The 13,778-nt window shown below is 72.5% G+C and carries 13 protein-coding genes; 7 read left to right on the top strand and 6 right to left on the bottom strand.

The features are described 5' to 3' along the window. Positions 1–43 precede the first annotated feature (43 nt). Positions 44–1,237, top strand: a complete 1,194-nt coding sequence (locus G5V58_RS16045) for a calcium-binding protein (protein ID WP_165234842.1) — start codon at positions 44–46, stop codon at positions 1,235–1,237. On the opposite strand, the gene G5V58_RS16040 is transcribed toward G5V58_RS16045, so the two are convergent. Together G5V58_RS16040 and G5V58_RS16035 are read right to left on the bottom strand one after the other, a co-directional pair. Continuing rightward, positions 1,203–2,327 (bottom strand): benzoate/H(+) symporter BenE family transporter, encoded by a 1,125-nt coding sequence (locus tag G5V58_RS16040; protein ID WP_230487366.1) that lies wholly within the window; start codon positions 2,325–2,327, stop codon positions 1,203–1,205. The genes G5V58_RS16045 and G5V58_RS16040 overlap by 35 nt on opposite strands. A 35-nt stretch (positions 2,328–2,362) precedes the next feature. Beyond that, on the bottom strand, positions 2,363–4,156 hold the full coding sequence (locus G5V58_RS16035; protein WP_165234839.1) for an acetyl/propionyl/methylcrotonyl-CoA carboxylase subunit alpha: 1,794 nt from the start codon (positions 4,154–4,156) through the stop codon (positions 2,363–2,365). A 94-nt stretch (positions 4,157–4,250) separates the two neighbouring features. Between G5V58_RS16035 and G5V58_RS16030 the strand changes: the two genes are divergently transcribed. The 5 genes from G5V58_RS16030 to G5V58_RS16015 all read left to right on the top strand — a co-directional run bounded on the left by G5V58_RS16030 (position 4,251) and on the right by G5V58_RS16015 (position 8,928). Then, positions 4,251–5,450: an acyl-CoA dehydrogenase family protein gene (locus G5V58_RS16030; protein WP_165234836.1), complete on the top strand. Its 1,200-nt coding sequence runs from the start codon at positions 4,251–4,253 to the stop codon at positions 5,448–5,450. A gap of 16 nt (positions 5,451–5,466) precedes the next feature. Further along, on the top strand, positions 5,467–6,693 hold the full coding sequence (locus G5V58_RS16025) for a glucose-1-phosphate adenylyltransferase family protein (protein ID WP_165234833.1): 1,227 nt from the start codon (positions 5,467–5,469) through the stop codon (positions 6,691–6,693). Between the two features lie 69 nt (positions 6,694–6,762). After that, a complete protein-coding gene (locus tag G5V58_RS16020) occupies positions 6,763–8,166 on the top strand; it encodes an OFA family MFS transporter (protein WP_165234830.1) in 1,404 nt (467 codons plus the stop codon). Continuing rightward, positions 8,163–8,264: an MFS transporter small subunit gene (locus G5V58_RS26830; RefSeq protein ID WP_456237789.1), complete on the top strand. Its 102-nt coding sequence runs from the start codon at positions 8,163–8,165 to the stop codon at positions 8,262–8,264. Before G5V58_RS16020 ends, G5V58_RS26830 begins: the two co-directional genes overlap by 4 nt. Positions 8,265–8,331: 67 nt before the next feature. After that, positions 8,332–8,928: a GtrA family protein gene (locus G5V58_RS16015; RefSeq protein WP_165234827.1), complete on the top strand. Its 597-nt coding sequence runs from the start codon at positions 8,332–8,334 to the stop codon at positions 8,926–8,928. Here G5V58_RS16015 and G5V58_RS16010 read toward each other — a convergent pair. Together G5V58_RS16010 and G5V58_RS16005 are read right to left on the bottom strand one after the other, a co-directional pair. Next, positions 8,846–9,457 (bottom strand): Maf family protein, encoded by a 612-nt coding sequence (locus G5V58_RS16010; protein WP_165234824.1) that lies wholly within the window; start codon positions 9,455–9,457, stop codon positions 8,846–8,848. The two genes, G5V58_RS16015 and G5V58_RS16010, sit on opposite strands and share 83 nt — an antisense overlap. Next, the gene (locus G5V58_RS16005; protein WP_407939632.1) at positions 9,454–10,023 is read right to left on the bottom strand and encodes a TetR/AcrR family transcriptional regulator; all 570 of its coding nucleotides are present in this window, start codon (positions 10,021–10,023) and stop codon (positions 9,454–9,456) included. Before G5V58_RS16005 ends, G5V58_RS16010 begins: the two co-directional genes overlap by 4 nt. Positions 10,024–10,102: 79 nt before the next feature. On the opposite strand from G5V58_RS16005, the gene G5V58_RS16000 reads away from it, so the two are divergent. Then, a complete protein-coding gene (locus G5V58_RS16000; protein WP_165234821.1) occupies positions 10,103–11,518 on the top strand; it encodes an MFS transporter in 1,416 nt (471 codons plus the stop codon). A gap of 435 nt (positions 11,519–11,953) precedes the next feature. Here G5V58_RS16000 and G5V58_RS15995 read toward each other — a convergent pair whose 3' ends face one another. Both G5V58_RS15995 and G5V58_RS15990 read right to left on the bottom strand, forming a co-directional pair. Then, positions 11,954–12,181: an acyl-CoA carboxylase subunit epsilon gene (locus G5V58_RS15995; protein ID WP_165234818.1), complete on the bottom strand. Its 228-nt coding sequence runs from the start codon at positions 12,179–12,181 to the stop codon at positions 11,954–11,956. Further along, positions 12,178–13,767: an acyl-CoA carboxylase subunit beta gene (locus G5V58_RS15990; protein ID WP_196240610.1), complete on the bottom strand. Its 1,590-nt coding sequence runs from the start codon at positions 13,765–13,767 to the stop codon at positions 12,178–12,180. Before G5V58_RS15990 ends, G5V58_RS15995 begins: the two co-directional genes overlap by 4 nt. Between the last annotated feature and the right edge of the window lie 11 nt (positions 13,768–13,778).

The raw sequence follows: 13,778 nt of genomic DNA, 5'->3' as shown, positions 1-13,778 counted from the left end.
GCTACCGGCGAACCACACGCCGTCCGGCGGCATCACACCCGACATGAGAGCGATCCTGACCGCCGCCGGCCTGAGCGCCACCCTGCTGTGGCTCCCCGCCGCCCCGTCGTCCGCCGCGCCGCCCCGCTGCCACGGCCAGGTGGCGACGATCGTCGGCACCGGTGGCGACGACCACCTCGTCGGCACCGACGGCCCCGACGTCATCGTCGGCCTCGGTGGCGCCGACCGGATCGACGGTCGCGGCGGCGACGACGTGATCTGCGGCGGCGCCAACCGGGGTGTCGGCCAGAGGCAGACCGAGGGCGACGACATCGACGGTGGACCGGGCAGCGACTGGATCGACCCCGGTCGCGACCGCAGGCGGGTCAGCGCCCAGGGCCACCCCGACGTCCTGCGCTATGCCCGAGCCGCCTCCGGCATCCGGGCCGACCTGTCCTCGCGGACGGGCACCGTCACGGTCGGCCCGGACACCGACACCATCCGGGTGGCCGAGGGGTTGTGGGTGCTCGGCAGCAGGTTCGACGACGTCATCGTGGGGACCCGCTTCGACGACGACCTCGAGGGCAACAAGGGCGCCGACCTGCTCCAGGGCGGTCCGGGCGACGACGGCCTCGACGAGCTGAGCGGCATCTGGTCACAGCCCGACCACGACGCCGACCGCTTGGAGGGCGGTCCTGGCGACGACAGCGTCCAGGCCACCGGCGGAGCCGATGCGCTGGACGGCGGGGACGGCGACGACTTCCTCTACGAGCAGGGCTACGACCTGGGCACGAGCATGCTCGGTGGTCCCGGGGACGACGACCTGTTCGCCTACTACGACGAGACCGCGGACCGGGTCCTCGATGCGGGCGAGGGCGTGGACCTGCTCGAGGTGCAGTGGTGGGGCACCGAGGACCCGGCCGTGTCGCTGGTGGTCGACGCCGGCACGGGCCAGGTCCGGACGTCCGTGGCCGCCCAGGCCGTGCTGACAGCGACCGGGGTCGAGCGGTGGGCGCCGAGCGTGGAGCAGCCGGTCACGTTCCTGGGCACGGCGGGTCCGGACTGGGTCGACGCCCGGATGACGCACCACCTCACCGCCCAGACCCTCGCCGGCGACGACGTGGTGAAGGGCTCGGACTACAGCGACACCATCGACGCCGGCGACGGCTACGACAAGGTCGACGGCCGCCGGGGGCGCGACACCTGCACCGGCGCCGAGCAGGTCAAGCGCTGCGAGGGCCAGGGCGGAACCGGGTGACGGCCAGCACCAGGCCGCCGGCCACCAGGGACCAGAACGCCGCGCCGACGCCGCCCAGCGCGAAGCCGGACGCGGCCACCACGAAGGTCACCGCCGCCGCCTCGCGCTGGTCGGGGTCGGCCAGGGCCGCCGCCGCCGAGGCGCCGAAGGTGCCGAGCAGGGCGACCCCGGCCACGGTCTCGAGCACCCCCTCGGGCGCGGCCACCGCGACCGTGGCCACCGCGGAGGCGGCGACGCCGAGGACGACCGCGGTCACCCCGTTGCTGACGCCCGCGACCCAGCGGCGCTGCGGGTCCGGTCCGGCGGGCGGTCCCGCGGAGAGCGCGGCCGAGATGGCGGCCAGGTTGACCGAGTAGCCGCCGGCGCCGGCGGTGGCGGCCCCGGTCAGCCCGGCGTACGCCAGGACCCCGCGCAGCGGAGCGCGGTAGCCGAAGGAGGCGAGCACCGCGACGCCGGGGATGTTCTGGCTGGTCATGGTGACGAGGTAGAGCGGCAGGCCGATGGCCACCGCGGCCGCGAGGTCGGCGTGTGGGGTGGTCCAGGTGACCTGCGGGACGAGGTCACGGGCGCCGAGCTCGCCCAGCGCCCCGGTCGCGGTGATGACGACGACGGCGGCGACGAAGGCCGCCGGCGTGGCGTAGCGCGGGGCCAGCCAGGTGAGGACCAGCCAGGTGGCCAGCACCGGCGCCACGGCGGTCCAGTCCGCGGCCAGGGCCCGGAACGGCTCCACGCACAGCGTCAGCAGCACGCCGGCCAGCATCGCGTTGGCCAGCGAGGCCGGGATCTGCTGCACCCAGTGACCGAGCGGGCGGACCAGCGCGGTGAGCAGGTAGAGCAGGGCGGCCACGACGAACGCGCCGACCGCGGCGGCGTACCCGCCGTCGGGCCGGGCCGCGCCGGCCAGCAGGGCCGCGCCCGGCGTCGACCAGGCGAGGGTCACCGGCATCCGGGTCCGCCAGGAGAAGAGCAGCGACCCGAGCCCCATGAGGACCGAGACGACCAGCAGCCCGGAGGCGGCCTCGGCCTCGCTCGCGCCGACCTGCCGCAGGCCGGTGAGGACGACCGCGAACGACGAGGTCCAGCCGACCAGCGACGCGACGACGCCGGCGCCGACCGCCTGCCCGTTCAGTCCTTCAGCTCGCAGATGACCGCGCCGTTGGTCACCGTGGCGCCGACCTCGGCCTGCAGACCGGTGACGGTGCCGGCCTTGTGGGCCTTCAGCGGCTGCTCCATCTTCATCGCCTCGATGACCACCACGGTGTCGCCCTCGGCGACCTGCTGGCCCTCCTCGACGACGACCTTGACGATCGTGCCCTGCATCGGCGAGGTGACCGCGTCGCCGCTGGCCGCCGCGCCGGCCTTCTTGCCGGCCGCGCGCTTCGGCTTCTTGGCGCCGCCCGCCCCGCCGCCGGCCACGGCGACCGCGCCGAGCCCGCCGGGGAGCACGACCTCGAGCCGCTTGCCGCCGACCTCGACCACCACGGTCTGCCGCTCGCCCTGCTCCTCGGCCTGGGCCGCGTCGCCGGCGTAGGGCTGGAGCTGGTTGTCGAAGTCGGTCTCGATCCACTGCGTGTAGACGTCGAAGGAGCCCTCGCCCGACGGGTTGGACGGGCCGACGTACGCCGGGTCGCGGACCACCGTCTGGTGGAACGGGATCACCGTGGGCATGCCGTCGACCACGAACTCGTCCAGCGCGCGGCGCGAGCGCTCCAGCGCCTGGGTGCGGTCGCGGCCGGTGACGATGAGCTTGGCGATGAGGGAGTCGAACGAGCCCGGGATGGTCTCGCCGTTCTCGTAGCCGCCGTCCAGGCGGACGCCGGGGCCGCTCGGCGGGCTCCAGGCCGACAGGGTGCCCGGGGCCGGCATGAAGTTGCGGCCGCCGTCCTCGGCGTTGATGCGGAACTCGATGGAGTGCCCGCGGATCTCCGGGTCGTCGTACCCGAGCTCCTCGCCGGCCGCGATCCGGAACATCTCGCGGACCAGGTCGAGCCCGGTGACCTCCTCGGAGACGCAGTGCTCGACCTGCAGGCGGGTGTTGACCTCGAGGAAGGAGATGGAGCCGTCCTGGGCGACCAGGAACTCGCACGTCCCGGCGCCGTGGTAGCCGGCCTCCTTGAGGATCCGCTTCGACGACTCGTAGAGCTCGGTCAGCTGCTCGTCGGACAGGAACGGCGCCGGCGCCTCCTCGACGAGCTTCTGGTTGCGCCGCTGCAGCGAGCAGTCGCGGGTCGAGACCACCACGACGTTGCCGTGCTGGTCGGCCAGGCACTGGGTCTCGACGTGGCGTGGCTTGTCCAGGAACTTCTCGACCAGGCACTCGCCCCGGCCGAACGCCGCCACCGCCTCGCGCACCGCCGACTCGTAGGCGTCGGGGATCTCCTCGAGCGTGCGCGCCACCTTCAGCCCGCGCCCGCCGCCGCCGAAGACCGCCTTGATCGCGATCGGCAACCCGAACTCCCGGGCGAACGCCACCGCCTCGTCGGCGTCCGCGAGCGGGTCCTTGGTGCCGGGTGCCAGCGGGGCGTTGGCCTTGACCGCGATGTGCTTGGCCTTGGCCTTGTCGCCCAGGGCCTCGATCGCCGCCGGCGGCGGCCCGATCCAGGTCAGCCCCGCGTCGATGACCGCCTGCGCGAAGTCGGCGTTCTCGGCCAGGAACCCGTAGCCCGGGTGCACCGAGTCCGCTCCGGACTCCCGGGCGAGCCTCACGATCTTCTCGATGTCGAGGTAGGACTCGGCCGGCGTCGACCCGCCCAGCGCGTGCGCCTCGTCGGCCAGCCGCACGTGCATCGCGTCGCGGTCGGGGTCGGCGTAGACCGCCACGCTGCCGATCCCGGCGTCCTTGCAGGCCCGGATGACCCGGACCGCGATCTCGCCTCGGTTGGCGATCAGCACCTTCTGCAACGACGTGGTCTCCGGCACCCGCGCAGGTTATCGCCAACCCCCGTCGCGCTCGGTGTGAGGAGCGTCTCGCTCAGGTTAGCGATCATTAACCTTCTGCAGTAGCCTCGGGACCATGACCAGCTTCGACCTGAGCCGTGAGCACGAGGAGTTCCGGCAGAGCGTCCGGGAGTTCGCCGAGGCCGAGATCGCGCCGTACGCCGCGCAGTGGGACCGCGAGCACCACTTCCCGGCGGACGTGGTGCAGCAGATGGGCAAGCTCGGGCTCTTCGGGCTCACCGCGCCGGAGGAGTACGGCGGCGCGGGGGAGGACGGCGACTTCACCAGCCTGTGCGTGGCGATCGAGGAGATCGGGCGCGTCGACCAGTCGATGGGCATCACGCTCGAGGCGGCGGTGGGGCTGGGCATCAACCCGATCCAGACCTACGGCACCGCGGAGCAGAAGCAGCGGTGGCTGCCGGACCTGGTGGCCGGACAGACGCTGGCCGGGTTCGGGCTGACCGAGCCGGGCGCGGGCTCCGACGCCGGCGCCACGAAGACCAGGGCCGAGCTCGCGGACGGCGAGTGGGTGGTCAACGGCGCCAAGCAGTTCATCACCAACTCCGGCTCCGACATCACCTCGGTGGTCGCGGTGACCGCTCGCACGGGCACGCGCCCCGGCCCGGACGGGGATCGGCCGGAGATCAGCGCGATCCTGGTGCCGAGCGGCACGCCGGGCTTCACGGCCGAGAAGGCCTACGACAAGCTCGGGTGGCACGCCTCGGACACCCACCCGCTGAGCTTCGAGGACTGCCGGGTCCCCGAGGCCCACCTGCTCGGCGAGCGGGGCCGCGGCTACGCGCAGTTCCTGGCCACGCTGGACGACGGCCGGGTCGCCATCGCCGCGCTGGCGGTGGGCTGCATCCAGGCCTGCCTCGACCTGTCCCTGCAGTACGCCGGCGAGCGGCAGACCTTCGGCGGCCCGATCGGCCGCAAGCAGGGCGTGGCCTTCCAGATCGCCGACCTCGAGGTGATGCTGCACGCCGGTCGGGCGCTGACCTACCGCGCCGCGGCGATGAAGGACAGCATGAGCGAGGGGCAGGGCGCCTCGACGAAGGCGTTCAAGCAGGCGGCCGCGGTGGCCAAGCTCTACACCACCGAGGCGGCGGTCAGCGCGACGCGGATCGCGACCCAGGTCTTCGGCGGCTACGGCTTCATGGAGGAGTACCCCGTGGCCCGCTTCTACCGCGACGCCAAGGTCCTGGAGATCGGTGAGGGCACCAGCGAGGTGCAGCGGATGCTCATCGCGCGGGGGCTCGGGCTGCCCGTCGAGTAGCCGGGTACCGGCGGGCATGCCCCGACGCCGCGTGCTCGCCCTCGTCCAGGCCGGCGGCCAGGGCGGCCGGATGGACGTGCTCACCCGCGAGCGCGCCAAGCCGGCGCTGCCCTTCGCGGGCGTGCACCAGCTGGTCGACTTCCCGCTGTCCAACCTGACCCACTCCGGCGTCAGCGACGTGTGGCTCTCGCTGCAGTACCAGGGCTCGACCCTGCAGGAGATGGTGGCCAATGGTCGTCCGTGGGACCTCGACCGCAACCTCGGCGGCCTGCGGATCCTGCTGCCGCACGAGGGCACGGGCGGGATGGACGAGGAGGGATTCGCGCGGGGCAACGCCGACGAGCTGTTCCGCTTCCGCGACGAGATGGCGTCCTTCGACCCCGACGTGGTCCTGGTGATGAGCGCCGACCACGTCTACCGCATCGACCACGGGGACGTCCTCGACGCGCACCAGGCGCACGGCGCGGAGTGCACGGTCGTCGTGGTCGAGTCGCCCGAGGGCGACGACCCCAGCGACCACGGCGTGGTCGAGGTCGGGGACGACGACCGGGTCACCGGCTTCGCCTACAAGCCCGACGAGCCGGCCAGCAGCACCATCGCGGCCGAGATCATGGTCTACGACCCCACCGTGCTGCGGGAGGTGCTCGAGGATCTGCACCGCGAGCTGGGCGCCGACGCCGACGAGGGCGACACCGGGCTGGGCGACTTCGGCGACCACCTGCTGCCGCGCCTGGTCGAGCGCGGCGCGACGTACGCGTTCCGTCACGACGGCTACTGGCGCGACCTGGGCCAGCCGCACCACTACCTGCGCGCGCACCACGAGGTGCTGACCGACGACCGCGACGTGCTGTCGGTGCCGGACTGGCCGGTGCTGTCGCGGCTGCCGCAGCGGGTGCCCGCCCGCGTGCTGGACGGCGGCGAGGTCGTGGACAGCCTGCTCTCTCCCGGCGCCCGGGTGAGCGGCCTGGTGCGCCGCAGCGTGCTCGGGCCCGGCGTCGTGGTCGAGGCCGGCGCCGAGGTGCACGACAGCGTGGTCTTCAACGACACCGTCGTGCGCGGCGGCGCCCGCCTGCACTGGGCGGTGGTGGACAGCGACTGCGAGATCGGGGCGGACGCGCGGCTCGGCGGTCCCGACGGCGAGGCGGCGCTCAGCGACCCGGACGCGGTCACCCTGGTCGGACGGGGGAGCACGGTGACCGGTGAGCACCCGGCGGGGAGCCGGTTCGAGCCCGGGAGCGAGTGACGAGGTGTGACGCCCGGCACACGGGGTACCTGAAATCTTGACCACTCCCTCGGAGTCTCGGAGGTCCCGATGGCCGTGCCGTCCTTCCTCGCGCGCGACCGGATCGTCGCCCGTCCCGGCTTCAACCGCTGGCTGATCCCGCCGTGCGCACTGGCGGTGCACCTGTGCATCGGTCAGGTCTACGCGACGAGCGTCTACAAGACCGCGCTCGTGCAGCACTTCGACTCCTCGCTCACCGCGATCGGGGTCATCTTCAGCATCGCGATCGTGATGCTCGGTCTCTCCGCGGCGGTCGCCGGCACCTGGGTGGACAAGAACGGCCCGCGCGCCGCGATGTTCACCTCGGCCTGCTTCTGGGTCGCGGGCTTCGTGGTCGCCGCGCTGGGCATCGCGGCCGGTCAGCTGTGGCTGGTCTACCTCGGGTACGGCGTGATCGGCGGCATCGGCCTGGGCATCGGCTACATCTCGCCGGTCTCCACGCTCATCAAGTGGTTCCCCGACCGCCCGGGGCTGGCCACCGGCATGGCCATCATGGGCTTCGGCGGCGGTGCGCTCATCGCCAGCCCGCTGAGCGGGCGGCTGATGGGGCTCTACGACTCCGGCTACGACTCCGCCGACCCCACGAGCGTGCCCGACGGGCACGCCGTGATGATGCTCTTCCTGACCTTCGCCGTGCTGCACCTGTGCTTCATGATGTTCGGCGCCTTCACCGTCCGGGTCCCTGCCGACGACTGGAAGCCCGAGGGCTGGGACCCGAGCACCGTGCGCGAGAAGAAGCTCGTCACCACGGCCAGCGTGAGCGCGGGGAACGCCATCCGGACCCCTCAGTTCTGGCTGCTGTGGGTGGTGCTGTTCTGCAACGTCACCGCCGGCATCGGCATCCTCGAGCAGGCCGCGCCGATGATCCAGGACTTCTTCCGCGAGGGCGACACCTCGAGCGTGAGCGCGGCGGCGGCCGGCGGCTTCGTGGGACTGCTGTCGCTGGCCAACATGGCCGGCCGCTTCGTGTGGTCCTCGACCTCGGACTACATCGGCCGCAAGCCGATCTACATGGTCTACCTCGGCGTCGGGCTGGCCACCTACGTGCTGCTCGCCACCATCGGGCCGAACACGACCGTGCTGTTCGTGCTCTTCGCGGCGGTGATCATCTCCTTCTACGGCGGCGGCTTCGCCACCGCGCCGGCGTACCTGCGCGACCTGTTCGGCACCTTCCAGGTCGGCGCGATCCACGGCCGGCTGCTCACCGCGTGGTCGGCCGCGGGCGTGGCCGGGCCGCTCATCGTGAACCGCTACCTCGACACCCAGGGCACGCCCGGAGAGCTGACCGCGGACGCCTACCGCGGTGCGCTGTTCATCATGGTCGGGCTGCTGGCCGTCGGGTTCGTCGCCAACCTGCTCATCCGCCCGGTCGCGGACCGGTTCCACGAGCCGGACCGAGACCCCACCCCCGAGCCGGAGAGGAGTCGGGCATGAGCGCGCGCGTCGCGGTCGCGTGGGCCGTGGTGGGCCTGCCGCTGGTCTACGGACTGGTCGAGACGATCAACAAGGCCTCGTCGCTGTTCACGAAGTAGTCGCGATCGCCGCTCCGGGCCCGGCCCTTGCCCGGCGTACGGCGCAACTCCCCTTAGCCTGGACGCCATGTCGGACCGGACGCAGCGCTTCATCGCTGAGGTGGGCCGGTTCCTCGCCGTGGGTGGTGCGGCCACGATCGTGGCGCTCATCATCTTCAACCTGCTGCTGCACGGCTTCGGCGCCGGCGAGCACGCCATGCTCAGCGACCAGCCGATCCTGGCCTACGTCATCGCCAACAGCGTGGGCATGGGCGTGAGCTACTACGGCAGCCGGCACTGGGCCTTCCGCGACCGGCCGCCGGTGAGCTCCGACGGCGGGCTGACGTCGTTCGTCGGCATCAACTTCCTCACGATGCTCATCCCGATCGGCTGCCTCGCGGTCAGCCGCGACGTGCTCGGCCTGGACGACCCCCTGTCGGACAACATCGCGGCCAACGTGATCGGCCTGGTCCTCGGCCTGGCCGCGCGGTTCGCGCTGTTCCGGACCTTCGTCTTCAAGCGGCCGATCAGCATCGTGGAGATGTACGACGAGCCCGGGGTGGTCGACGGCGTCGAGACCCTCGACGGCGACGCCGGCTCGGTCAACGAGTCGGCCGCGCTCGCCAGAGGTCGGTCCACGCGTGGCCCAGTTCCGCCGTCAGCTCTCGGACCAGAGGGAGACTGACGCCCACCACGTTGTGGTGGTCGCCCTCGATCCCCGTCACGAACGCTCCGCCGAGCCCGTCGACGGTGAACGCGCCCGCGACGTGCAGCGGCTCGCCCGTCGCGACGTAGGCCGCGACCTCGTCGTCGCTGACGTCCGCGAAGTGCACCGTCGTGCTGGCCGTCGCGCTGACCGTCCGGCCGGTGGCCGTGTCGTGCAGGGCGTGGCCGGTCTGCAGGACGCCGCTGCGCCCCCGCATCGACCGCCACCGCCGGGTCGCCTCCTCGGGGGTGCCGGGCTTGCCCAGCGCCTCGCCGTCGAGCTCCAGGACCGAGTCGCAGCCCAGGACCAGCGCGCCGTCCGGCACCTCGTCGCGGGGGGCGACCGCCGCGCACTTGAGCTCGGCCAGCTGGAGGGCGAGCTCCGCCGGCGGGAGGCCCTCGAGCCGGGTCTCGTCCACGCCCGACACGATCACGACCGGGTCCACCCCCGCCGCCCGCAGCGTCGCGAGGCGGGCGGGGGACTGGCTGGCCAGGACGAGGGTGGTCACAGCAGGAGTTCTAGCGCGTCGCCGAAGGCGCAGTGCGTGAGGGGCGCGAGCTCGGGGGAGTCGTCCAGGTGCCACGGCGCCCGCATCGAGACCATGACGTTGAGCATCATGCCCTGGGCGAAGAACTCCTCGGCCCGCTCGATGGCGCACCCGGTGGCCATGATGGTGGCGAAGATCGAGCCCATGCCCTCGCGCGCGACGGCGGCGATGTCCTCGTCGTCCCCGGCCGCGAAGCCGTGCATGAGCACCATGAGCACGTCGCGGTCGCGCAGCAGCATGGTGTAGGCCAGTCCGAGCCGGCCCCAGTCGTCCTCGTCGTCGGGGTCGAACCCCGCGTCGACGACCTCCGCGAACGTCGTGCGGATGCGCGCGCAGTTGCGGCGCAGCACGTCGAGGAACAGCGCCTTCTTGGTGCCGAAGATACGCACGACGTACGGCTGGGAGACCCCGGCCTCCTTGCCCACCGCGTCGGTGCTCGTGCCGGCGTACCCGCCCCGCGAGAAGGCCCGGGTCGCGGCCTCAAGGACCAGCTCGCGGCGGTCGTCGGCACTCATCCTCGTGCTCACCCTTGACATGTTATCAGTTGATTACTTACTGTCGTCACATCAAGTAATCATTCAATGCCTTCTTGAATCGGAGCTTCAGATGTCGACACTCGCCGAGACCGTCGCCCCCGCGGCGGCTCCGCGCGCGGCGGGGCGCCGCGTGCCCGTGTGGCTGGCGGTCGTGGCCGCCTCGCTGCCGATGTTCATGGCCACCCTGGACAACCTGGTGATGACCACCGCGCTGCCGGTGATCCGGGCCGACCTCGACTCCAGCGTCGGCCAGCTGTCGTGGTTCCTCAACGCCTACACCCTGGCCTTCGCGACCTTCATGCTCCCGGCCGCGACGCTGGGCGACCGGCTCGGCCGGCGCCGGGTGATGGTCGCGGGCCTCACCGTCTTCACGCTGGCCTCCATCGCCTCCGCGCTCAGCACCTCGAGCGAGGCGCTCATCGCGGCCCGCGCGGTGCAGGGCCTCGGTGCGGCCGCGATCATGCCGCTGTCGCTGACCCTCCTGGCCAGCAGCGTGCCGCCGGCCATGCGGGCCGTGGCCATCGGCATCTGGGGCGGTGTGTCCGGCCTCGGCGTGGCGCTGGGCCCGGTCATCGGCGGCGCGGTCGTCGAGGGCGTGAGCTGGCAGGCCATCTTCTGGCTCAACGTGCCCGTCGCGCTCATCGCGCTGCCGCTGCTCTTCCTCGCGGTCCGTGAGTCCAAGGGCACCTGGCAGCGGATCGACCTGGTCGGCACCACCATGCTCGGCGGCGCCGTCTTCCTCGGCATCTGGGGCATCGTGCACGGCAACGACGACGGCTGGACCTCCCTCGGCGTGCTCGGCCCGCTCGTCGTCGCCGGGCTGCTCGTACCGGCGTACGTGCTGTGGGCGCGGGGCCGCTCCTACGCCGTGCTCCCGCTCCGGCTGTTCTCCTCGCGCGGCTTCTCGGTGGCCAACGTCATCGGCCTGACCTTCACCGTCGGCATGTTCGGCACGGTGTTCCTGCTCTCGCAGTACCTCCAGGTCGTGCAGGGCTACTCGCCGCTCGAGGCCGGCCTCCGCACCCTCCCGTGGACCGCCGCGCCGATGGTCGTCGCCCCGATCGCCGGGGCCCTCTCCGCTCGCACCGGCCTGCGCGGGCTGCTGGTCACCGGCCTCGTCTTGCAGACCGCCTCGCTGGTGTGGTTCGCGTGGCTGACCGAGAACGGCTCGGACTACGTCTCGTTCATCGTGCCGCTGGCCATGGCCGGCGTCGGCATGGGGCTCACCTTCGCGCCCAGCGCCACCGCCGTGCTCGAGGGGCTTCCCGACAGCGAGTTCGCCATCGCCAGCTCGGCCAACTCCACCGTCCGCGAGTTCGGCGTGGCCTTCGGCATCGCCCTGCTCGTCGCCGTCTTCCTCGGCAACGGCGGCGAGATCAGCCCCACCGGCTACGACGGCGCGATCGGCCCCGCCCTGCTCACCGGCGCCGCCGCCGTGGCGGTCGCGGTGGTCGCGGCGCTCTTCGCCCCGGGTCGCCGCCGCTGACGCCTGCTCCGGACCTCGGCGCCCTCTCCCGCTCGCGGGAGGGGGCGCCGTGGCGTCCACCGACCGGCTCGTCCGTCTCCCGCGACGGCCCCGCGGTGCCGCGCTCGTGGACGCCGCGGCGGCTCCGGCGCCGCCGAGCCCAGGGCGGCGACCACGGCCACCAGCGCCGCGACCTCCTCGGGTCGCGCCGCCGCCCACCACCTGCAGCAGCGGGCGCTGCGGCTCGGCCTACGGCTCGTTCGTCGTGCCGCTGGCCGTGGCCGGCGTCGGCATGGGCCTCACCTTCGCGCCCAGCGCCACCGCGGTCCTCGAGGGCCTGCCGGACAGCGAGTTCGCCATCGCCGGCTCGGCCAACTCCACGATCCGCGAGTTCGGGGCGCCGCTGCGTCACCGCTCCGGGCCTGGTGGGCGCGGGGCCGCGACGCATCGGCCCCCTCAGCGCGGGAGAGCGCTGGAGCGCCAGCCTCCGGGGCCGTGCGGGAGCGTGACGCGGGTCTTGCGGTGGTGCGCGGACCACTCGGACGCACGCCGTCGCGGCGGCTCGGGCGCCGCCGAGCCGAGGGCGGCGACCACGGCCACCAGGGCCGCGACCTCCTCGGGGGTCGCGTTCCCGCGCACGACCCGCAGCAGGGGGCGCTGGGGCTCCGGCTCGGGCCCGGTCACAGCGGGATGTTCCCGTGCTTCTTCGCCGGGAGCGTCTCGCGCTTGGAGCGGAGCAGGCGCAGGGCGCGGACGATCTCGATGCGGGTCTCGTGCGGGGTGATGACCGCGTCGACGTAGCCGCGCTCGGCGGCGATGTAGGGGTTGGCCAGGGTCTGCTCGTACTCGTCGATGAGCTCGGCGCGCTTGGCCTCGACGTCGCCGCCGTCCTTCTCGACCTGGGCGAGCGTCTTGCGGTGCACGATGTTGGCCGCGCCCTGGGCGCCCATGACCGCGATCTGCGCGGTGGGCCAGGCCAGGTTGATGTCGGCGCCGAGGTGCTTGGAGCCCATCACGTCGTACGCGCCGCCGTAGGCCTTGCGGGTGATGACGGTGACCAGCGGGACGGTGGCCTCGGCGTAGGCGTAGATCAGCTTGGCGCCGCGGCGGATGATGCCGTTCCACTCCTGGTCGGTGCCGGGCAGGAAGCCGGGCACGTCGACGAAGGTCAGCACCGGCAGGTTGAAGGCGTCGCAGAAGCGCACGAAGCGCGCGGCCTTCTCGGAGGCGTCGATGTCGAGGGTGCCGGCGAACTGCATCGGCTGGTTGGCCACGATGCCGACCGGGTGGCCCTCGACCCGGCCGAAGCCGACCAGGATGTTGGGCGCGAAGAGCTCCTGGACCTCCAGGAAGTCCTCGTCGTCGACCACGGCGGTGATCACGTCGTGCATGTCGTAGGGCTGGTTGGAGCCGTCGGGGATGAGCGCGTCGAGCGTGCGGTCGGTGTCGGTGACCTCGAGCTCGGCCTCCTCGGCGTACGCCGGGGCCTCGTCCAGGTTGTTCTGGGGCAGGTAGGAGAGCAGCGCCTTGACGTACTCGATCGCGTCCTCCTCGTCCGAGCCCATGTAGTGGGCGTTGCCGGACTTGGTGTTGTGCGTGCGCGCGCCACCGAGGTCCTCCATCGAGACGTCCTCGCCGGTGACGGTCTTGATGACGTCGGGACCGGTGATGAACATGGCCGAGGTCTGGTCGACCATCACGGTGAAGTCGGTGACCGCGGGGGAGTAGACGTGCCCGCCGGCGCAGTTGCCCATGATCATCGAGATCTGGGGGATGACGCCGCTGGCGTGCACGTTGCGGCGGAAGATCTCGCCGTACAGCCCGAGCGAGACCACGCCCTCCTGGATGCGGGCGCCGGCGCCCTCGTTGATGCCGATGATCGGGCAGCCGGTCTTGATGGCGAGGTCCATGACCTTGGTGATCTTCTCGCCGTACACCTCGCCCAGCGAGCCGCCGAAGACGGTGAAGTCCTGGGAGAACACGCACACCTGGCGGCCGTCGATGGTGCCGTAGCCGGTGACCACGCCGTCGCCGTACGGGCGGGTCTTCTCCAGCCCGAACGCCGTGGAGCGGTGCCGCGCGAGCTCGTCGAGCTCGACGAAGGAGCCCTCGTCGAAGAGCAGCTCGATGCGCTCGCGGGCGGTCTTGCGGCCCTTGGCGTGCTGCTTCTCGACGGCCTTGGCCGACCCGGCGTGCACGGCCTCGTCGAGGCGACGCTCGAGGTCGGCCAGCTTGCCCGCGGTGGTGTGGGTGTCGATGTCGTCCGGCACGTCGGTGCCTT

This window comes from Nocardioides anomalus (assembly GCF_011046535.1).
GTDB lineage: Bacteria > Actinomycetota > Actinomycetes > Propionibacteriales > Nocardioidaceae > Nocardioides > Nocardioides anomalus.
The sequence above is the reverse complement of the archived record's forward strand: the minus strand, read 5'-3'. Positions and strand labels throughout refer to the sequence as shown.